This window comes from Streptomyces tauricus (assembly GCF_014650955.1).
Classification (GTDB): Bacteria; Actinomycetota; Actinomycetes; order Streptomycetales; family Streptomycetaceae; genus Streptomyces; species Streptomyces tauricus.
In genome coordinates, this window is the sequence record NZ_BMVY01000032.1 from 1 (window position 1) to 21,381 (window position 21,381).

A 21,381-nucleotide genomic window follows, 5' to 3' on the forward strand; every position below is an offset into this window, starting at 1 on the left:
GCCCCCGGGCCCCCGGGCCCCCGGGCCCCCGGGCCCCCGGGCCCCCGGGCCCCCGGGGTCAGCCGCGTGCCGCCGGGGTGGCCTGCGCGGCCCGGTACAGCGACTCGGTGTCCGTGAACTTGACGCGCGGCCTGCCCTGGGCCGCGCCCGCCGCCCGTTCCGCGCGGTCGATCGCGTGCCAGGCGTCCACGCCCAGCGTGTCCGTCGTCGTGCCGACGCCGCTGCCGCCGTCGCGTATGGGCCGCGTGAGGCGACCGGCGGCGAAGTCGTTCAGGAGGGACTCGACCGTCTCGTGGGCGCAGGTCTTGTTCGTCCCGATGAACCCGGTGGGCCCGCGCTTGATCCAGCCCGCGACATACACGCCGGGCGCGACCCTGCCGCCCTCATGGGGGACGGTCGCGCTGTCCTCGTCGAAGGGCAGGCCGGGCACGGGCCGGGCTCGGTAGCCGACCGAGCGCAGCACGAGCCCGGTGTCCAGGGTCCCGGTCTCGCCGGTGGGCCGGGCGCGTACGGTGCCGTCCTCGTCGGTGTGCAGCGCGGTGGCGGTGATCTCCAGACCTCGCACGGAGGTGTCTCCGGTGAGCCGCACCGGACTGGTCAGAAAGCGCAGCACGATACGGCGGCGGCCCTCGACCGGCGTCCGGGCGGCCAGCCGCGCCAGGAGCCGGGTCTTCTCGGTGGCGGCCGGGTCCAGGCCGTCCGGCCAGCCCTCGACGCGGACGTCCACGTCCTCGATGGCGGCGAGCGCGAGGAGTTCGGGCAGGGTGAACGCCGCCTGGGCGGGCCCGCGCCGGCCCAGCAGGACGACTTCGCGGATCCTGCTGTCGCGCAGCGCGGCGAGCGCGCGGTCGGAGATGTCGGTACGGGCCAGCGCCTCGGGGTCGGCGGTGAGGATGCGGGCCACATCGAGGGCGACGTTGCCGTTGCCGATGACGACGGCCCGCTCGGTGTCCAGGACGTGGTCGTCATGGGCGTGGTCGGGATGGCCGTTGTACCAGGCGACGAAGTCCGTCGCGGAGACACTGCCCCGCAGGTCCTCGCCCTCGATGCCGAGGCGCTTGTCGGTCGCGGCGCCGACGGCGTAGAGCACCGCGTGGTGCTCGCGCAGCAGATCCGCGTGGGTGAGGTGCGTGCCGACCTCGACGCCGAGGCGGTAGCTGAAGCCGGGCTGCGACTCGATCGTCCGGAAGAGCTGGGTGACCTGCTTGGTGTCCTGGTGGTCCGGTGCGACGCCGACGCGCGCGAGGCCGTACGGCGTCGGGAGCCGGTCGTACACGGTGACCCGCACGCCGGGGTGGCGCAGCAACTCGTCGGCGGCGAAGAGACCCGCGGGGCCGGCGCCGACGACGGCGACGGACAACTCGCCCGCCGGGAGGGCGCGTCGCCTGGGCACGACGTACATGGGCGTGCGGTCGGCGTGCGGATTGTCCTTGTAGTAGGTGGCGTTCAGTTCCAGGAACGGCAACTCGGCGCCACCGAGGGCCGTATGGGGCTTGAGCGCGTCGACCGGGCAGGCGGTCGTGCAGGCGCCGCAGTCCACACAGGTGAGCGGATCGACGTACAGCATCTCGGCCGTCGCGAAGCCCGGTTCGCCCGGTGCGGGGTGGATGCAGTTGACCGGGCACGCCAGCACGCAGGAGGCGTCGGCGCAGCAGGATCGGGTGACGACGTACGGCACGGCGGGCTGGTCTCCGTTCGGGGAATGGCGAGGCGGAGCCGGTGACGGCTCAGTCGGTGTGCAGGGCGGGCTCGCCGCGGAAGCGCGCCGGGCGGCCGTCGATGCGCAGGGCCCGCCACAGCGGGCGGGACACCTTGTTCATCAGGCCGATGTCCTGGGCGAGCATCCGCACGTCGGAGAAGAGGTCGTGCAGCATCCTCCGGCCGGCCTCGGACTTCCAGAACACGTCCTTGATCACCCAGGCCGGGATGCCGACCTGCGCGGCCGACTTCCGGTCGGGGATCATGATGACGTCGCACAGGGACCGCATGATCAGCGGGAAAAGGACGGACAGGGCGCCGCGGCGGACCTTGCCGAAGCGCGGCACGCGCAGCCGCAGGAACTCATGCGCGAAGGAGATGTGGCGGGCCTCCTCGGCGATGTGGATCTGCATGATCCGCTGCGGGAGGGGATGCACCGGCTCGCCGCTGCGCAGGGCGCCCTTCTGCAGATGGTCGATGGGCTCCTCGCCGGCCAGGATGCCGGTGAAGAACGCCTCCGGGTAGAGGGACCCGGCCAGCGGCAGGACCCGGCTGAGCTGCCGGAACCAGCGCTTGCCGCCCGCGGTGTCCACACCGGTGCGGTTCACCAGCTCCTGGAACATCTGGGTGTGGTGGGTCTCCTCGGTGATCTCGTGCGTGAGATACCTGAACTCCTCGTTCTGGTTGCCCAGTTGGTAGATGTAGTCGAGGGCTCCGCGCATGAGGAGGTTCTCGAACTGCATCCCGACCTTGGCGATGACCGCCCAGCGCCAGATGCCGATCCGGATCCGGGCTTCGAGGGGCTGCTCCTGGTACCAGGGGTGGGCACCCAGGGCGTCCGCGCTGGTGAGCACCCAGCGCGGGTCGTCGAGGTCCACGGCGAACTCGGGGTCGTCCCACTTGATGTCGGTGAAGGCGTTGAAGTTGACGTTCACGGAGCCCTCGGACAGAGTCCGCAGGCGCTCGTCGTAGAGCTTCCTGGTCAGGTTCGCGGTCATCTTCGTCCTCGGTTGTCTGCTCGGCCGCCGGGGGGAGGCGGGTGCGCGGGCCGGTGCGGTGGTGCGGTGGTGCGGTCGCGGGGTTGCTTTTCCGGGCTGTTCGGGCTGGTCGTACGGGCCGGACGGTCAGGCGACGCGGGGCGTTTCCTGGGGGTCGGCCGCGTCGGCCGTGGTGTCCCTGGTGTCCTTGGCGGGCGGGCTCGTGGCGGACGTGCGTGCCGAGGCCGGCGTGCCCGCCTTCTCGAAGCGCAGGGGGCCGTCTTCGATGGGGGCGTCCTGGAGCATGGCGCGGTCGCGGTAGTAGTTGTTCCACAGCCGCCACGGGGCGCGGGTGCCCTGGCGTGGCATGACCTGGTCGGCCCGGGTGATGTAGCCGGAGGTCAGCGCCTCGCCCATGACGGAGGCCGCCGAGCGGTCGCTGTCGGACGCCAGTGGGGTGGCGACGTCATGTCCGTGGCGCCGCATGTACGCGATGAGCCGGGCGGTGTAGTCGGCCGCCAGATCCGCCTTCAGGGTCCAGGAGGCGTTGGTGTAGCCGATGACGAGGGACAGGTTGGGCACGCCCTCCAGCAGGACCGCCTTGTAGAGGACGCGGTTCCTGATGTCCACCGGGCGGCCGTCGACGGTCAGCGCCATACCGCCCAGGAGGCGGACGTTCAGGCCCGTGGCGGTGACGACGATGTCGGCCTTCAGCTCCTCGCCCGACTTGAGGCGGATGCCGTCGGCGGTGAAGGTGTCGATGTGATCGGTGGCGATCGACGCCTTCTTGCCCTTGAGCACCTTGAACAGGTCGCCGCCGGGCACGATGCACAGCCGCTGGTCCCAGGGCTTGTAGTGCGGGCTGAAGTGGCGCATGTCCACGTCCTTGCCGGCCCGGGCCCGTACGAGGCCGAGGAGTATCCGGCGGGCGAGGCGCGGGTACTTGCGGCAGAAGAGGTAACTCCCGCGCTGCAAGGCGATGTTGCGGGTACGGGCGATCCTGTGCGTCAGCCGGGCCGGGGCGCGCAGCAGCTGCAGGACGCGGGTGAGCGGGTCGATCTCGGGCAGCCCGAGGATGTAGGTGGGGGAGCGCTGCAGCATGGTGACGTGCGCGGCCTTGTCGGCCATCGCGGGCAGCAGGGTGATGGCGGTGGCACCCGAGCCGATGACGACCACGCGCCGCCCGGTGTGGTCGAGGTCCTCGGGCCACTGCTGCGGATGGACCAGCGTGCCCCGGAAGTCCGCCTCACCGGGAAACCGCGGGCGGTAAGGGGTGTCGTAGTCGTAGTACCCGGTCGATCCGATGACGTGGCCGGCGCTGTACGACTCGCGTGCGCCGCTGCTCTCGTCCTCGACCTCGACGGTCCACCGGCCGGTGGCGTGCGAGAAGTCCGCGCTGATCGCCCGGCGGCCGAAGCGGATGCGCTCCAGTACGCCGTCCTCGGCCGCGGTGTCCTCTACGTACCGCCGGATCTGCGCGCCGTCGGCGAGGATGCGCGCGTCGTGCCAGGGGCGGAACCCGAATCCGAAGGTGTGCATGTCGGAGTCGGAGCGGACGCCGGGGTACCGGAAGAGGTCCCAGGTGCCGCCGACGCGGGCCCGGCGTTCGAGTACGACGAGCGAGGCGCCGGGGATGGCACGCAGGACGTGGCAGGCGGCACTGACGCCGGAGATTCCGGCGCCGATGACCAGGACGTCGACGTGCTGCTGCTCCATCGCGAAGGTTCCTCACTGACGACTGACGGTTGCTCAGAACGGGTTCGACTTCAGCGCGCTACCCGCAATTTACCTGCGACACCATGTTTCAGATACCCCCGGTAACGTGTCGTAAGTCACATCAGGGTCCCCTTTGAGGGCATGGGCTGCGCCGACCGTGCCCCGCCGGCGGCGCGGGTAACTGCGCACCCGGCCATGACGCACCCGCACCCGAAAAGACACCTCGCTCATGGGGCTCACGCCGCGCAGCGCCCCCTCTTTGTCCACTGAGTGGAAAAAGTCGTAGGTAATTCCTGCGCAACTTCTTCCCACCTCCGGCAGCCACTGCTACGTTCCCCTCGAAAGACAACAACGGCGGTGCCGATGAGGCGGGGAGGGGCTCGTGAGACGTATGACAGCGCGACCCGGGAACGCCCACCAGGCGCGCCTGCTCAGACTGCTGCGTGACGGCGGCCCCAACTCACGGGCGCAGCTGGGAGACCAGGTCGATCTCTCCCGGTCGAAACTGGCCGTGGAGGTCGAACGGCTCCTGGAGACCGGCCTCGTGGTGGCCGACGGACTCGCCGCCTCCCGCGGCGGCCGCAGGTCCCACAACATCCGGCTCGCCCCGGCACTGCGCTTCCTGGGCGTCGACATCGGGGCCACCTCGATAGACGTGGCCGTCACCAACGCGGAGCTGGAGGTGCTGGGACACATCAACCAGCCCATGGACGTACGCGAGGGCCCGGTCGCGGTCTTCGAGCAGGTCCTGTCCATGGCAGCGAAGTTGAAGGCATCGGGACTCGCCGAGGGGTTCGACGGCGCAGGCATCGGGGTACCCGGTCCTGTTCGCTTCCCCGAGGGTGTCCCGGTCGCCCCGCCGATCATGCCGGGCTGGGACGGATTCCCCGTCCGCGAGGCGCTGAGCCAGGACCTCGGCTGCCCCGTCATGGTCGACAACGACGTGAACCTGATGGCGATGGGGGAGCAGCACGCGGGCGTGGCCCGCTCCGTGGGCGACTTCCTCTGCGTCAAGATCGGTACCGGTATCGGCTGCGGGATCGTCGTAGGCGGTGAGGTCTACCGCGGTACGACGGGCAGCGCGGGCGACATCGGCCACATCCAGGCCGTGCCGGACGGCCGCCCGTGCGCGTGCGGCAACCGGGGCTGCCTGGAAGCCCACTTCAGCGGCGCGGCCCTGGCCCGCGACGCCACGGACGCCGCCCACCAGGGGCTGTCCCAGGAACTCGCGGCACGACTGGAGGCGGCGGGCGCCCTGAGCGCCATCGACGTCGCCGCCGCCGCTGCCGCGGGGGACGCCACCGCACTCGATCTGATCCGCGAGGGCGGTACCCGCACCGGCCAGGTCATCGCCGGACTCGTCAGCTTCTTCAACCCGGGCCTGGTGGTCATCGGCGGTGGAGTGACCGGCCTCGGCCACACCCTGCTCGCCGCGATCCGCACCCAGGTCTACCGCCAGTCACTGCCTCTCGCGACCGGCAACCTACCCATCGTCCTGGGGGAGTTGGGCCCCACCGCCGGAGTCATCGGCGCGGCCCGCCTCATCAGCGACCACCTGTTCTCACCCGCGTAACACCCGCTTCCGCAGCCGCACACACGCCACTTCTCCCTGAGCCGACCCTTCCCGAGCCGCCACCACCCGGCCTCGCCCTGCCTCACTCCGCCCTGCCCTGAAACCGGCCCACATGCCGAGGGGAACCGTCATGGCACCAGAACCACCCCTTCTCACGATGTCCGGCATCACCAAGTCGTTCCCCGGTGTCCGGGCCCTCGACGGCGTCGACCTCGACGTCCTGACCGGTGAAGTGCACTGCCTGCTCGGCCAGAACGGCGCCGGGAAGTCCACGCTCATCAAGGTCCTGGCCGGCGCCCACCAGCCGGACGACGGCACGATCGGCTGGCGCGGGGAGCAGGTCACCCTGCGCTCGCCCATCGCCGCCATGCGCCTGGGCATCGCCACCATCTACCAGGAACTCGACCTGGTGGAGGGACTGTCGGTGGCCGAGAACGTCTACCTCGGCCATGAACCGACCTCGGCCGGTTTCGTCGTGCGCGGCAAGGACGCCCGAGCGTCAACGGCCGCGCTGCTCAAGCGACTCGGCCATCCGGAGATCGATCCGGCGCGACTCGTCGGTGAGCTGTCCGCCGCCCATCAGCAGATCGTCTCCATGGCCCGGGCTCTCTCCCACGACGTGCGCCTCATCGTCATGGACGAACCGTCCGCGGCCCTGGACCCGGACGAGGTCGACAACCTCTTCCGCATCGTCGGGGACCTCACCGCGGACGGCGTCGCCGTCGTCTACATCTCCCACCGACTTGAGGAGATCCGCCGCATCGGCGACCGGGTCACCGTCCTCAAGGACGGCCGGGCGGTGGCCGGCGGACTGCCCGCGAAGTCGACGCCGACCAGCGAGGTCGTCGCGCTGATGACCGGCCGGAACGTCGAGTACGTCTTCCCGCCGCGACCCACGCACCAGGACCTGCCGGAACCGGTCCTGGAGGTCCAAGGGCTGTCGCGAGACGGCGAGTTCGAATCCCTCGACCTCACTCTGCGCCCCGGCGAGATCGTCGGACTCGCGGGACTCGTCGGCTCCGGCCGCTCCGAGATCCTGGAGACCATCTACGGCGCCCGTAAACCCAGTACCGGACAAGTGCTTGTCGGCGGGAAGCAGTTGAAGGCGGGCAGTGTCCGGGCCGCCGTCGCCGCCGGCCTCGGTCTCGCTCCCGAGGAGCGCAAGGCGCAGGCCCTGCTCCTGCTGGAGTCCGTCACCAGAAACGTTTCGGTGTCCTCCATGTCCCGCTTCTCCTACGGGGGTTGGCTGGACCGGACCGCCGAACGGGACGCGGCGCGCAAGGCGACCCGCGAACTGTCGCTGCGCCCCGACAACCCCTCCGCCCTCATCCGCACGCTCTCCGGCGGCAACCAGCAGAAGGCGGTCCTCGCCCGCTGGCTGCTGCGCGGCTGCCGGGTCCTGCTGCTCGACGAACCCACCCGCGGCGTCGACGTCGGCGCCCGCGCCGAGCTGTACGCCGTCATCCGCCGCCTCGCCGACGAAGGCCTGGCCGTGCTCATGGTCTCCAGTGAAGTACCCGAGGTCCTGGGCCTCGCCGACCGCGTCCTGGTGCTCCGAGAGGGCCGGGTCGTCCACCGGGCGCCCGCCCAGGAGCTCGACGAACACCGCGTACTCGACCTCGTCATGGAAGGAAGCCCGGCGTCATGACGCAGCCCGTGTCCCCGCCCCGGGACGACACCCCGAAGCTGTCATCGAAGGCGGAACCCGCTCCGTGGCGGGCGGTCGTGGCCCGCGCCGACGTCCGCACCCTGTCACTGCTCGGTGTGCTCGCCGTCCTGATCCTCATCGGAGGCATCACCAAGCCCGACGAGTTCCTCGACACCCGCAACCTCCAACTCGTCCTCACCCAGGCCTCGGTGATCGGTGTCGTCACCGTCGGGATGACCTTCGTCATCATCTCCGGCGGCATCGATCTGTCCGTCGGCGCGATCGTGGCCCTCGCCTCCGTGTGGGCCACCACCGTCGCCACCCAGGACTACGGCTTCGTGGGGGTCCTCTTCACGGCGGTGCTCGTCGGGGTCGGCTGCGGTCTGGTGAACGGGGTGCTGATCGCGTACGGCGCCATGGTCCCGTTCATCGCGACCCTCGCCATGCTCGCCTCGGCCCGCGGCCTCGCCCTGCAGATCACCGACGGCAACACGCAGGTCGTCACCATCGACGGCATCCTCGACCTCGGCGAGCGGGACTCCTACATCCTCGGTGTCCCGCCCCTGGTCCTGATGTTCGCGGTCGTGACGATCATCGGCTGGCTCGTGCTCAACCGCACCACCTTCGGCCGGCGCACGGTCGCCGTCGGCGGCAACGCGGAGGCCACCCGGCTCGCCGGTATCGACGTACGCCGCCAGCGCCTGTACCTCTACCTGCTCTCCGGACTGTGCTGCGGCATCGCGGCCTTCATGCTGATCATCCTGTCCGGGTCGGGCCAGAACACCAACGGCAACCTGTACGAGCTGGACGCGATCGCCGCGGCCATCATCGGCGGCACCCTGCTCAGCGGGGGGCGCGGCACCATCGTCGGCTCGGTGCTCGGGGTGCTGATCTTCACCACGATCACCAACATCTTCGCTCTCAACAACCTGCAGAGCGACGTCCAGCAGATCGCCAAGGGCGCGATCATCGTCGCCGCCGTGCTCGTCCAGCGCCGCACGGCGAACACCACGTAGAGCCGTATGCGGAACACCCCGCAGAGCCGCATGTGAAGCAGTACACGCAGCAGTACACCAAGCAGCACACGCAGCAGTACGTGAAGCACCCCGCACAGCACCGCCCTGCACGACCCGAGGGACTCGCCTTGAGGAAAGGGACCACCGCCATGCCAGAGCTCACGAGCCGCAGAGGACTGCTCTTCGGCACCGCCGCCGTCTCGGCCGGTGTCCTCCTCGCCGGTTGCACCAGCAACGAGTCCGACGACGAGCCGGCCTCCAACGACCAGCCCGCCGCCGACGACAAGAAGGGCAAGCAGGTCACCATCGGCTTCGCCGGCCCGCAGGCCGACCACGGCTGGCTCAACGCGATCAACGACAACGCCAAGAGCCGCGCCAAGAAGTACGAGGACGTGACGCTGGAGATCACCGAGGGCTCCAACGACACCGCGGCCCAGATCGGCCAGATAGAGACGCTGATCAACAAGAAGGTCGACGTCCTGGTCATCCTGCCCGCCGACGGCAAGGCCCTCACCCAGGTCGGCCTCAAGGCCATGCGGGCCGGTATCCCGGTGGTCAACCTCGACCGCATCTTCAACTCCCCGCAGGCGTACCGCTGCTACATCGGCGGCGACAACTTCGGCATGGGCCTCAACGCCGGTCACTACATCGGCGAGCAGCTCAAGGACAAGAAGAACGCCAAGGTCATCGAGCTGGCCGGACTCGACAACCTGGAACTCACCAAGCAGCGCACGGCCGGCTTCGACGCGGCCCTCAAGAACTACCCGAACATCAAGAAGGTGGCCCGCCAGGCCGCCGAGTTCACCGTCGAGTCGGGACAGGCCAAGATGTCCCAGCTGCTGCAGGCCCAGTCGAGCTTCGACGCCTTGTGGAACCACGACGACGACCAGGGCGTCGGCGCCCTGCGCGCCATCGAACAGGCCGGCCGGGACGACTTCATCATGGTCGGCGGGGCGGGCGCGCTGTCCGCCATGCAGGCCATCGAGTCGGACAACAGCGTCCTCAAGGCCACCGTCCTGTACCCGCCCACCATGGCCGCGTCGGCGATCGACCTCGCCCGCGCGCTCGGTCAGGGCAAGGGCGTCAGCGGCCTCGCGGAGTTCGAGATCCCCTCGTCCCTGACGCTCTACTCGGCGGTCGTGGACAAGGAGAACGTCAAGACGTACCTGCCCACCGGCTTCAAGTAGGCCGTGCTCCGCCACGGGTGCCCGTCGTAGGCGCCCGCCAGGAGCGCCCGTCAGGGGTGCGGGGAAGTGCGCGGCCGGCCACACCGGACCCGCGGTCTCCGATCCACCGCACCCCGGCGGGGCGCCACCCCCCGAGCCACGACGAAGAGGAGGACCTCCGCATGGCACAGCCGCAGCAGCCCGACGAGGCACAAGCCGGGGCACAGGCAGGGGCACAGTCCGGTGCACAGGCCGGCAGACCCCCGCTGGGCGTGGGCATGGTCGGATACGCGTTCATGGGCGCCGCCCACTCCCAGGGCTGGCGCACCGCGGACCGCGTCTTCGACCTCCCGCTCCGCCCCGTCCTCGCCGCCGTCTGCGGCCGTGACGCGCAGGCCGTGGGAGCGGCGGCCGACCGGCTCGGCTGGGCCTCCGCCGAAACCGACTGGCGGGCCCTGATCGCCCGCGACGACGTCGACCTCGTCGATGTCTGCACCCCCGGTGACAGCCATGCCGAGATCGCCATCGCCGCGCTCGCCGCGGGCAAGCACGTGCTGTGCGAGAAGCCCCTCGCCAACACGGTCGAGGAGGCCGAGGCGATGACCGCGGCCGCCGAGGCCGCCGCGGCGCGCGGCCAGGTGGCGATGGTCGGCTTCAACTACCGCCGCGTGCCCGCGACGGCGCTGGCCAGGAAGATGGTCGCCGAGGGCCGCATCGGCGCACTGCGGCACGTGCGGGTGACGTACCTTCAGGACTGGCTGGTGGACCGGGAGTTCCCGCTGACCTGGCGGCTGCGCAAGGAGACGGCGGGCTCGGGCGCGCTCGGCGACCTGGGCGCCCACATCGTCGACCTCGCGCAGTACCTGGCGGGCGAGCCGGTCATCGGGGTGTCCGCGATCACCGAGACCTTCGTACGGGAGCGGCCGCTGCTCTCCGGGGCGTCCAGCGGCCTCTCGGCGGCCGGCGGCGGCGAACCTCCCGTCGAGGCACGCGGGCCCGTCACGGTCGACGACGCCGCCCTGTTCACCGGACGGTTCGCCTCCGGAGCCCTCGCCTCCTTCGAGGCCACCCGGTTCGCGACCGGCCGCAAGAACTCCCTGCGCATCGAACTCAACGGCGAGAAGGGCTCGTTGGCCTTCGACCTGGAGCGCCTGAACGAACTCTCGTACCACGACGGCACGGAACCGGCCGCGCACGCGGGCTTCCGCCGCATCCTCGTCACCGAACCCGACCACCCGTACCTGGAGGCCTGGTGGCCGCCGGGCCACGGCCTGGGCTACGAGCACACCTTCGTGCACCAGGTCCGCGACCTGGTCCACGCGATCGCGGACGGCGGGCGGCCACTGCCCTCCTTCGCCGACGGGCTGCAGGTGCAGCGCGTCCTGGCGGCGGTCGAGGAGAGCGCCGAGAAGAACTCCGTCTTCACCCCCATAGCCAGCTGAGGAGGGCCAGTCCCATGCCGCGCACCTTCACGCTCTTCACCGGCCAGTGGGCCGACCTGCCGCTCGAAGAGGTCTGCCGCCTCGCCCGCGACTTCGGCTACGACGGCCTCGAACTCGCCTGCTGGGGCGACCACTTCGAGGTCGACAAGGCCCTCGCGGACCCCGGATACCTGGACTCCCGGCGCGAACTGCTCGACAAGTACGGCCTCAAGTGCTGGGCCATCTCCAACCACCTGGTCGGCCAGGCCGTCTGCGACGCCATCATCGACGAACGCCACCAGGCGATCCTGCCCGCCCGCATCTGGGGCGACGGCGAGGCCGAGGGCGTACGGCAGCGGGCGGCGGCCGAGATCGCCGACACCGCGCGGGCCGCCGCGGCCTTCGGTGTCGACACCGTCATCGGCTTCACCGGCTCCGCGATCTGGCACCTGGTCGCGATGTTCCCGCCGGCGCCCGAGTCGATGATCGAGCGCGGCTACGAGGACTTCGCCACCCGCTGGAACCCCATCCTCGACGTCTTCGACCACGAGGGCGTGCGGTTCGCCCACGAGGTCCACCCCAGCGAGATCGCGTACGACTACTGGACGACCCAGGCGGCGCTCAAGGCGGTCGACCACCGGCCGGCCTTCGGGCTGAACTTCGACCCGTCCCATTTCGTCTGGCAGGACCTCGACCCGGTCGGCTTCCTCTACGACTTCCGCGACCGGATCTACCACGTCGACTGCAAGGAGGCGCGCAAGCGCCTCGACGGCCGCAACGGCCGCCTCGGCTCCCACCTTCCGTGGGGCGACCCGCGCCGCGGCTGGGACTTCGTGTCCGCGGGCCACGGCGACGTGCCCTGGGAGGACGTGTTCCGGATGCTGCGCTCCATCGACTACCAGGGTCCCATCTCGGTCGAGTGGGAGGACGCGGGCATGGACCGCCTCCAGGGCGCACCCGAGGCACTCACCCGCCTCAAGGCCTTCGACTTCGAACCGCCCACCGCGTCCTTCGACGCGGCGTTCGGCGGCAACGACTAGCCACCCCCCGCGCAGAGTTCTCTCCGGGGTGACGGCGCACCCCGGCGTATCGCACCCGCATGTACCACCAGCCCCATTCTGGAGGCACCCGTGCACGCGAACGACCCCACCAGCACCGACAGAACCGACAGTCACAGAGCAGACAGCCACGAAACCGACAGCCACGGAAGCGACCGTCACAGAGGCCGCCCGAAGATACGGTTCCGCAAGGCGGTCGCCCTGCTCACCGGCGCGCTCCTCGCCGGTGCCTCACTCACCCTCGCCACGCCCCCGGCGGGCGCGGCCACCGCGGACCCCGGTGCCGCTCCCGCCGCGCCGGCCACGTCCGCGTCCGCCGCGGAGGACTTCCAGCAGGTCACCCTCGCCAAGGGCGAGCCCGAGACCGGCGAGCCCATGTCGCTGGCCGTCCTCCCGGACCGCTCGGTGCTGCACACCTCCCGCGACGGCGAGCTGCGGATCACCGACAGCGCGGGCAACACCCGCCTGGCCGGCAAGCTCGACGTCTACTCGCACGACGAGGAAGGCCTCCAGGGCGTCGGCATCGACCCCGGCTTCGCCGACAACCGCTTCATCTACCTCTACTACGCCCCGCCGCTGGACACCCCGGCGGGCGACGCCCCCGAGACGGGCACCGCGGCCGACTTCGCGCCCTTCGACGGCGTCAACCGCCTCTCGCGGTTCGTCCTGAACGCGGACGGCACCCTCGACAACGCCAGCGAGAAGAAGATCCTCGACGTCCCCGCGACCCGCGGCATCTGCTGCCACGTCGGCGGCGACATCGACTTCGACGCGGACGGCAACCTGTACCTGTCGACCGGCGACGACTCCAACCCGTTCCAGTCGGACGGCTACACCCCCATCGACGAGCGGGCGAACCGCAACCCCGTCTTCGACGCCCAGCGCACCTCCGGCAACACCAACGACCTGCGCGGCAAGATCCTGCGCGTCAAGGTGAACGCCGACGGCTCGTACTCGATCCCGGACGGCAACCTCTTCGCGCCCGGCACGGACAAGACGCGGCCCGAGATCTACGCGATGGGCTTCCGCAACCCGTTCCGCTTCAGCGTCGACAAGAAGACCGGCATCCTCTACGTCGGCGACTACGGCCCGGACGCCGGTGCGGCCGACCCCGCGCGCGGCCCCGCCGGACAGGTCGAGTTCGCCCGCGTGACCGAGCCCGGCAACTTCGGCTGGCCGTACTGCACCGGCGACAACGACGCCTACGTGGACTACGACTTCGCCACGAAGACCTCGGGCGCCGCCTTCGACTGCGCCGCGCCCAAGAACACCTCGCCGAACAACACCGGTCTCACCGACCTGCCCCCGGCGCAGGCAGCCTGGATCCCCTACGACGGCGGATCGGTGCCCGAGTTCGGCACCGGCTCCGAGTCCCCGATGGGCGGACCGGTCTACCACTTCGACCCCTCCCTCGACTCGCCGGTCAAGTTCCCCGAGGCGTACGACGGCGACTTCTTCGCAGGTGAGTTCGGCCGCCGCTGGATCAAGCGGATCTCCTCGGACGGCGACGGCACCGTGCAGTCCATCAACGACGTGCCGTGGACCGGTACCCAGGTCATGGACATGGCCTTCGGCCCGGACGGCGCGCTGTACGTCCTCGACTACGGCGTGTCCTGGTTCGGCGGCGACGAGAACTCCGCCCTCTACCGCATCGAGAACGCCACCGACGGCCACTCGCCCGTCGCCCAGGCCGCGGCCGACAAGCAGTCCGGTCAGGCGCCGCTGAAGGTCAAGTTCTCCTCGGCCGGCTCCACGGACGCCGACGGCGACACCCTCACGTACAGCTGGGACTTCGGCGACGGCGGCACGTCGACGTCCGCCAACCCGACGCACACGTACAAGGCGAACGGCACGTACACCGCGACCCTGACGGCGAAGGACCCCGACGGCCGCACCGGCAGCTCCAGCGTGCAGATCGTCGTCGGCAACACCGCCCCCAAGGTGACGCTCCAACTCCCCGAGGACGGCCAGCTGTTCGCCTTCGGTGACGCGGTGCCCTTCAAGGTGAGGGTGACCGACCCGGAGGACGGCACCATCGACTGCGCCAAGGTGAAGGTCACCTTCGTCCTCGGCCACGACAGCCACGGCCACCCGGTGACCTCGGCGAACGGCTGCTCCGGCACCATCCAGACCAGCGCCGACGGCGGCCACGACGAGGACGCGAACATCTTCGGTGTCTTCGACGCCGAGTACACCGACGGCGGAGGCGGCGGCCAGCAGGCCCTCACCACGCACGACCAGTCCGTCGTCCAGCCCAAGCACCGGCAGGCCGAGCACTTCGGCAAGTCCCAGGGCGTGACGATCACGGAGCGGGCCGGCGCCCACGGCGGAAAGACCGTCGGTGACATCAACAACAGGGACTGGATCTCCTTCGAGCCGTACGTCCTGAGCAACGCCACGAAGCTCACGGCACGCGTCTCCTCCGCGGGCACGGGCGGCAAGCTCGAAGTCCGCGCCGGATCGCCCACCGGACGCCTGCTGGGCAGCGCGACCGTCCCGGTGACCGGTGGCTGGGAGACCTTCCAGGACGTCACCGCCTCCCTGTCCAAGGCGCCGCGCGGCACGACCACGCTCTACCTCGTCTTCAAGGGACGCGGCACCGGGGTCCTGTACGACGTGGACGACTTCACCTTCACCACCCGCTGACCCGTCGATCCGCTGAAGGAGGTCTTTCATGCGAGCAACTGGCCGTACCGTGACCGCGGTCGTCGGCGCCGCCCTGCTCATCGGGTGTGTGTCGGGACCGGCCGCGTCGAACGGGTCGAAGGGGCACGCGGCCGGTGAACGGGTCCTCGTGTTCTCGGAGACCGCCGGGTTCCGGCACGACTCCATCCCCGAGGGGATCGCCGCCGTGCGGGCCCTCGGGGCCGAACACGCCTTCACGGTGGACGCCACCGAGGACTCGCGCGCCTTCTCCGCGCGGAACCTCGCCCGGTACGACGCCGTGGTGTTCCTCTCCACGACCGGTGACGTCCTCACCGCCGGGCAGCAGAAGGCGTTCGAGAAGTACATCGGGCAGGGCGGCGGTTACGTGGGCATCCACGCCGCCGCCGACACCGAGTACGACTGGGAGTTCTACGGTGGCCTGGCCGGCGCCTACTTCCAGTCGCACCCGGCGATCCAGCCCGCCCGCGTCGAGGTCGAGGACCGGGGCCACCCGGCCACCTCGCACCTCGGGGAGTCCTGGAACCGCACGGACGAGTGGTACAACTACCGCTCCAACCCGCGCGACCGGGCCCATGTGCTGGCCTCGCTCGACGAGTCGTCGTACACCGGCGGCACGATGAGCGGCGACCACCCGATCGCCTGGTGCCAGGAGTACCGGGGCGGCCGCTCCTTCTACACGGGCAGCGGCCACACCAAGGAGTCGTACGCCGATCCCGCCTTCCGGCAGCACCTGCTGGGCGGCATCCGCTGGGCCGCCGGTGACGCCCAGGCCGACTGCCGTCCGGAGAAGGGCTACACGCCCCTCTTCGACGGGAGTGCCGAGTCACTGGCGGACTGGCAGCAGGCGGGGCCGGGTTCGTTCTCGCTCTCGGACGACGGAACGCTCACGTCGTCCGGCGGCCTGGGCATGCTCTGGTACGGCGCCTCGGAGTTCGGCTCGTACTCGCTGAAGCTCGACTGGCGGATGGCGAGCGCCTCCGGAGACGACAACTCCGGTGTGTTCGTGGGCTTCCCGGCCTCCGACGACCCGTGGTCGGCCGTCGACAACGGGTACGAGATCCAGATCGACGCGACCGACGCCCCCGACCGCACCACCGGGGCCGTGTACAGCTTCCAGTCCGCCGACATCAAGAAGCGCGACCGTGCGCTGAACCCGCCGGGGGAGTGGAACACGTACGAGATCCGCGTGGAGGGCGAACGACTCCGCGTCTGGCTCAACGGCGTGAAGATCAACGACTACACCAACACCGATCCGGCGCGGAGCCTGCGGGACGGTCATGTCGGCATCCAGAACCACGGTGCCGAGGACCGGGTGTCCTTCCGCGACGTCCGGATCAAGCAACTGCCGGTACGGCCGGTGCGAACCGCCGTACAGGGCGATTGAGCGACGGCGGGCGAGGGACGCCGGACCCCCGCCCGCCGTCTTGTCTTCTCCACCTCCACCCTCCGGCACCGGCTTTTCCGCGTTGCGTTCGCGCTGAGTTCGCGTTTGAGAGGGAGGCTGCCCATGTCCGCCGAACCGTCTGTTTCCCCTTCTCGGGTCGGAGTGTGGCTGATCGGAGCACGAGGCTCCGTCGCCACGACCGCCGTCGCGGGCTGCGCGGCCGTCACGGCCGGGCTCCATCCACCGACCGGCATGGTGACCGAGACCGGCGCCTTCCACCGGGCGGGCCTGCCCTCCTTGCCCTCGCTCGTCTTCGGCGGCCACGACGTCGTCGACTGCCCACTGCCGAAACGGGCCGAGTCGCTGGCCGCGGGAGGTGTCCTGCCCCACGACCTGCCGTCCGCCGTCGCCGCCGAACTGGCCGCCGCCGACCGGGAGATCAGCATCGGCGGGCCCCTGCCGGGCGACACCCGGACCGAGGACGAACTGATCGAGGCCCTCGCCCAGGACATCCGCGACTTCACCCGCCGGGGCGGCCTCGCCCGGACCGTCGTGGTGAACGTGGCCTCCACGGAACCCGTCCCCGAGGGCGACGCCCTCCCCGCCAGCTCCCTGTACGCGGCTGCCGCGCTGCGGGCCGGCTGCCCGTACGTCAACTTCACCCCGTCCGCGGGTCTGCACCACCCCCGGCTCGCACCGGCGGCGGCCTCCTCCGGACTGCCGTACGCCGGCCGGGACGGCAAGACGGGCCAGACCCTCCTGCGGTCGGTCCTCGGCCCGATGTTCGCGCAGCGCGCCCTTGCGGTCCGCGCCTGGTCCGGTACGAACCTGCTGGGCGGCGGTGACGGCGCGGCCCTCGCCGACCCGGCAGCCGCCGCGGCCAAGAACGCGGGCAAGGAACGCGTCCTCGCCGACACCCTCGGCACGGTCCCCGAGGGTGAGACCCACATCGACGACGTACCGTCCCTCGGCGACTGGAAGACCGCCTGGGACCACATCGCCTTCGACGGCTTCCTCGGCACCCGGATGGTCCTCCAGACGACCTGGCAGGGCTGCGACTCCTCCCTCGCCGCCCCGCTGATCCTGGACCTGGCCCGCATGGTCGCCCGCGCCCACGAACTCGGCCTCTCGGGCCCGCTCGCCGAACTCGGCTTCTACTTCAAGGACCCGGTGGGGGAGGGGCCCGCGGCCCTGGGCGAGCAGTACGCCCACCTGATCGGCTTCGCCGAACGGCTGCGGCAACTCGCGCCCCCGCCGGGGCCGGGAACGGGCCCCGCGGTCCCGGAAGGCGTCGCGGGTGAGCACCGGTGAACGCGCTGCTCGGCTTGCTACGCCCCGGTAGGAGCCGTGCCCCCGGGCGGGGCGGGCGCGGTACGACACCCGTTCGCACCTGGCCGAAAGAGCCGAAAGGCAGGGAACAGGTGCAAAAGCCGCGGCCGGCGCCGCGCGCGGCGGGTGCGGGACTGCGCGCGTGGGTGGAGCTCCTGCGCCTGCCCGCCCTGTTCACGGTCCCCGGCGACGCCCTCGCGGGCGCCGCGGCCGCCGGGGCCCGTCCGAACCCCCGGACCCTGCTGGCCATCGGTTCCTCCCTCTGCCTGTACGAGGCCGGTATGGCCCTCAACGACTGGGCCGACCGCGCCGAGGACACCGTCGACCGCCCGCACCGCCCCCTGCCCTCCGGCCGCGTCAAGCCGGCCGCCGCCCTCGCGGCGGCCGGGGGCCTGACGCTGGCGGGCCTGGCCCTCGCGTCCCGCGCGGGCCGCCGCCCGCTCGCGGTCGCCGGCGCCCTGGCGGCCACGGTCTGGTCGTACGACCTGGTCCTCAAGCGCACGCCCGCCGGTCCCGTGGCGATGGCCGCGGCCCGGGGCCTGGACCTCCTCCTCGGCGGGGTGACCTCGGGCGGCGACACCCGCAAGGCGGTGCCGTCCGCCCTGACGCTGGCCACGCACACCCTGGCCGTCACCACGGTCTCCCGCCACGAGACCCAGGGCGGCTCCCCGTGGGCCCCGCTGACCGCCCTGGCCACCACGACAGCCCTGACCTGGTCCCTGACACACGACCCCGCCGACCGCGCGGGCGCCCCCCGCGCGAGTGGCCCGCCACCGCAGAACGCATCGACCGCCACCGCTCCCACCTTCAGGGACCCCCCTCCCCGGCCCAGGGGACTCACCCTGGACATCGCCACCCTGAGCGGGGCACTCACCACCCTCTATGCCGTGACCTCGGCCCGCCCTCTCCTCCACGCCGCCCTCAACCCGTCACCCCCACTGACGCAGAGAGCCGTCGGCGGCGGAATCCGGGCCATGATCCCGCTCCAGGCGGCCCTCGCCGCCCGCTCCGGAGCCCCCGTCACGGCCCTGCTGACAGCAGCCCTCGCCCCGGCCGCCCGCAGGTTCAGCCGAAAGGTGAGCGTGACATGAACCCTCAGCCGAGCCCTCAGTCGCGCCCTCACCCCGACGCCCTGCCGACCCCCCACCCCCTCCGCTTCTCCTACGGCACCAACGGTCTGACCGACCTGCGCCTGGACGACGCCCTCTCCCTGCTCGCCGACCTCGGCTACGACGGCGTGGGTCTGACCCTCGACCACATGCACCTCGACCCGTTCGCCCCCGACCTCGCCGCCCGCACGCGCGGCATCGCCCGCAGGCTCGACGAACTCGGCCTGGGTGTCACCCTTGAGACCGGCGCCCGCTATGTGCTCGACCCGAGGCGCAAGCACGGCCCGTCCCTGCTCGACCCGGACCCGGCGCAACGAGCCCGGCGCGTCGACCTCCTCGTCCGTGCCGTCGGGATCGCACGCGACCTGGGCGCCCACGCCGTGCACTGCTTCAGCGGCGTCCTCCCGGAGGAGGAGTCCGGAACGGTCGCCGAGGACACCGCCTGGAAACGCCTCGCCGAAGCACTCACCCCCGTCCTCGACGCCGCCACCGACGCCGCGATCCCCCTGGCCGTCGAACCCGAACCCGGTCACCTCCTCGCCACACTCGACGACTTCCACCGTCTGCGCACCACACTCGGCAGCCCGGACGCCCTCGGACTCACCCTCGACATCGGCCACTGCCAGTGCCTCGAACCGCGGTCACCCGCCGACTGCGTACGCGCCGCCGCGCCCTGGCTGAAGCACGTCCAGATCGAGGACATGCGCCGCGGCGTCCACGAACACCTCCCTTTCGGCGACGGCGAGATCGACTTCCCGCCCGTACTCGAAGCCCTCGCCGCCGTGGGCTACCAGGGCCTGGTCTCCGTCGAACTGCCCCGCCACTCCCACGCCGGCCCCCATTTCGCCCAGCAGTCCCTCCCGTTCCTCCAGCACGCGGCCTCGTCCTCCGCCCCTCGGGGCGTCACCCTGCCGACCGTCCCCGGTGAGGGCCCCACCGCCTTCGAAGGCGCCGCCGAGACCGCCTTCGAAGGTGCCTTTGAAGGGAGAACCCCGTGAACGACCTTCACGACGCTCCAGGCACCGCCGACACCACCCTCCCGGCGGAGACCCCGCCCGCCCTCACCACCCTGCACGCCCGTCTGAACTCCCTCCTCGGCGGCGCCGCCCGGGCCTGGCTCGACCAGGCCCTCGACGAGGCGGCCGCCCACCCGGGCAGCCACGGCCCCATCTCCGTGTGGGAGCTGCGGATCGCCGAGGCGGGCCGCCGGTGCGGACCCGAGTACGCGGAGGCGGCCCGCGTACTGCTCCTCCACGCGGCCCGGGCCGACGCCCCGACCCTCGCCCGCGTCTACCGCCAGGGCACCGCCGACGAACGCCGCGCCGTCCTGGAGGCCCTGCCCCACCTGGTGACCGGACCCGAGGCCCTGCCGATCGTCGAGGACGCCCTGCGCACCAACGACACCCGGCTGGTGGCCGTGGCCGTCGGCCCGTACGCAGCCCGGCACCTGGACGCCCACAACTGGCGGCACGCCGTCCTGAAGTGCCTGTTCACCGGGGTGCCCGTGGACGCCGTGGCCGACCTTCCCCGCCGGGCCCGCGGCGACGCCGAACTCGCCCGCATGCTCGGCGACTACGCCGCCGAACGCACCGCCGCCGACCGCCCCGTCCCCCACGACCTGCACCGCGTCCTCGCCCTCACCGGGCACCCGGCCACCCCCACCGGAACCGACGCGCCGGGGGCCCCGACCACCCCCGACGGCGTGCGCGGCACCGAAGGCAAGGAGTCCTGATGCGCATCTTCGACCCCCACATCCACATGACGTCACGGACCACCGACGACTACGAGGCCATGTACGCCGCCGGCGTCCGGGCCGTCGTCGAACCCGCCTTCTGGCTGGGGCAGCCCCGCACCTCACCCGCCTCCTTCTTCGACTACTTCGACGCCCTCCTCGGCTGGGAGCCCTTCCGCGCGGCCCAGTACGGCATCGCCCACCACTGCACCATTGCCCTGAACCCCAAGGAGGCGAACGACCCGCGCTGCGTGCCCGTCCTCGACGAACTGCCCCGGTATCTCGTCAAGGACCACGTGGTGGCCGTCGGCGAGATCGGCTACGACTCGATGACGCCCGCCGAGGACACCGCGCTGGCCGCACAGCTCCAGCTCGCCGCCGACTACGCGCTGCCCGCGATGGTCCACACGCCCCACCGCGACAAGCTGGCGGGCCTGCGCCGCACTCTCGACGTGGTCCGGGAGTCCGCACTGCCCCCGGACCACGTCCTGATCGACCACCTCAACGAGACGACGGTCAAGGAGGCCAAGGACGGCGGTTGCTGGCTCGGCTTCTCCGTCTATCCGGACACCAAGATGGACGAGGAACGGATGGTCGCGGTCCTTCAGGAGTACGGACCGGAGAAGGTGTTGGTCAACTCCGCGGCCGACTGGGGCAAGAGCGATCCGCTGAAGACCCGCAAGGTCGCCGACGCCCTGCTGAAGGCCGGGTTCACCGAGGACGACGTCGACCAGGTGCTGTGGCGCAACCCCGTCGCCTTCTACGGCCTCAGCGGGCGCCTCGACCTCGACATCGCGGACACGGACGCCACCCACGAGGGCAACTCCATCCTCCGGGGAGTCCCGAAAACCTCCCCGGTGACCGCGACCGCGACCACGGAGGCGTGA

General features: G+C 71.3%; 16 protein-coding genes. 13 read left to right on the top strand and 3 right to left on the bottom strand.

Translation table 11 applies throughout. From position 1 onward, the window contains the following. Window positions 1–58 precede the first annotated feature (58 nt). The 3 genes from IE278_RS33095 to IE278_RS33105 form a co-directional block, all read right to left on the bottom strand. Entirely contained in the window at window positions 59–1,678 is a 1,620-nt protein-coding gene (locus IE278_RS33095; RefSeq protein ID WP_189777668.1) for an FAD-dependent oxidoreductase, read from the bottom strand. A gap of 49 nt (window positions 1,679–1,727) precedes the next feature. Further along, on the bottom strand, window positions 1,728–2,696 hold the full coding sequence (locus tag IE278_RS33100; RefSeq protein WP_189777670.1) for an AurF N-oxygenase family protein: 969 nt from the start codon (window positions 2,694–2,696) through the stop codon (window positions 1,728–1,730). 126 nt (window positions 2,697–2,822) lie between these two features. Then, window positions 2,823–4,391, bottom strand: coding sequence for a flavin-containing monooxygenase (locus tag IE278_RS33105; protein WP_189777672.1), 1,569 nt, complete (start codon window positions 4,389–4,391; stop codon window positions 2,823–2,825). Window positions 4,392–4,782: 391 nt separating this feature from the next. Between IE278_RS33105 and IE278_RS33110 the strand changes: the two genes are divergently transcribed. From IE278_RS33110 to IE278_RS33170, 13 genes are all read left to right on the top strand, one after another. Next, window positions 4,783–5,964: an ROK family transcriptional regulator gene (locus tag IE278_RS33110; RefSeq protein WP_107016858.1), complete on the top strand. Its 1,182-nt coding sequence runs from the start codon at window positions 4,783–4,785 to the stop codon at window positions 5,962–5,964. A gap of 130 nt (window positions 5,965–6,094) precedes the next feature. Then, window positions 6,095–7,612, top strand: a complete 1,518-nt coding sequence (locus IE278_RS33115) for a sugar ABC transporter ATP-binding protein (protein ID WP_189777674.1) — start codon at window positions 6,095–6,097, stop codon at window positions 7,610–7,612. After that, window positions 7,609–8,628, top strand: coding sequence for an ABC transporter permease (locus IE278_RS33120; protein WP_189777676.1), 1,020 nt, complete (start codon window positions 7,609–7,611; stop codon window positions 8,626–8,628). The genes IE278_RS33115 and IE278_RS33120 overlap by 4 nt, the downstream gene beginning before the upstream one ends. A gap of 149 nt (window positions 8,629–8,777) precedes the next feature. Then, a complete protein-coding gene (locus IE278_RS33125) occupies window positions 8,778–9,815 on the top strand; it encodes a substrate-binding domain-containing protein (protein WP_189777678.1) in 1,038 nt (345 codons plus the stop codon). 161 nt (window positions 9,816–9,976) lie between these two features. Beyond that, window positions 9,977–11,236, top strand: a complete 1,260-nt coding sequence (locus tag IE278_RS33130) for a Gfo/Idh/MocA family protein (RefSeq protein ID WP_189777680.1) — start codon at window positions 9,977–9,979, stop codon at window positions 11,234–11,236. 14 nt (window positions 11,237–11,250) lie between these two features. Then, on the top strand, window positions 11,251–12,255 hold the full coding sequence (locus tag IE278_RS33135) for a sugar phosphate isomerase/epimerase family protein (RefSeq protein ID WP_189777682.1): 1,005 nt from the start codon (window positions 11,251–11,253) through the stop codon (window positions 12,253–12,255). A gap of 195 nt (window positions 12,256–12,450) precedes the next feature. Then, the gene (locus tag IE278_RS33140; RefSeq protein WP_373312157.1) at window positions 12,451–14,919 is read left to right on the top strand and encodes a PQQ-dependent sugar dehydrogenase; all 2,469 of its coding nucleotides are present in this window, start codon (window positions 12,451–12,453) and stop codon (window positions 14,917–14,919) included. Between the two features lie 28 nt (window positions 14,920–14,947). Further along, window positions 14,948–16,324, top strand: coding sequence for a ThuA domain-containing protein (locus tag IE278_RS33145; protein ID WP_189777686.1), 1,377 nt, complete (start codon window positions 14,948–14,950; stop codon window positions 16,322–16,324). Window positions 16,325–16,447: 123 nt separating this feature from the next. Continuing rightward, window positions 16,448–17,635, top strand: coding sequence for an inositol-3-phosphate synthase (locus IE278_RS33150; RefSeq protein ID WP_189777688.1), 1,188 nt, complete (start codon window positions 16,448–16,450; stop codon window positions 17,633–17,635). Between the two features lie 110 nt (window positions 17,636–17,745). Next, window positions 17,746–18,744, top strand: a complete 999-nt coding sequence (locus IE278_RS33155; RefSeq protein ID WP_189777690.1) for an SCO3242 family prenyltransferase — start codon at window positions 17,746–17,748, stop codon at window positions 18,742–18,744. Beyond that, window positions 18,741–19,760, top strand: a complete 1,020-nt coding sequence (locus IE278_RS33160) for a sugar phosphate isomerase/epimerase family protein (protein WP_189777692.1) — start codon at window positions 18,741–18,743, stop codon at window positions 19,758–19,760. Before IE278_RS33155 ends, IE278_RS33160 begins: the two co-directional genes overlap by 4 nt. After that, window positions 19,757–20,494, top strand: coding sequence for an EboA domain-containing protein (locus IE278_RS33165; RefSeq protein ID WP_189777694.1), 738 nt, complete (start codon window positions 19,757–19,759; stop codon window positions 20,492–20,494). Before IE278_RS33160 ends, IE278_RS33165 begins: the two co-directional genes overlap by 4 nt. After that, window positions 20,494–21,381 carry a TatD family hydrolase gene (locus IE278_RS33170; protein ID WP_189777696.1) on the top strand — a complete coding sequence of 296 codons (888 nt, stop codon included), beginning with the start codon at window positions 20,494–20,496 and terminating at the stop codon, window positions 21,379–21,381. The genes IE278_RS33165 and IE278_RS33170 overlap by 1 nt, the downstream gene beginning before the upstream one ends.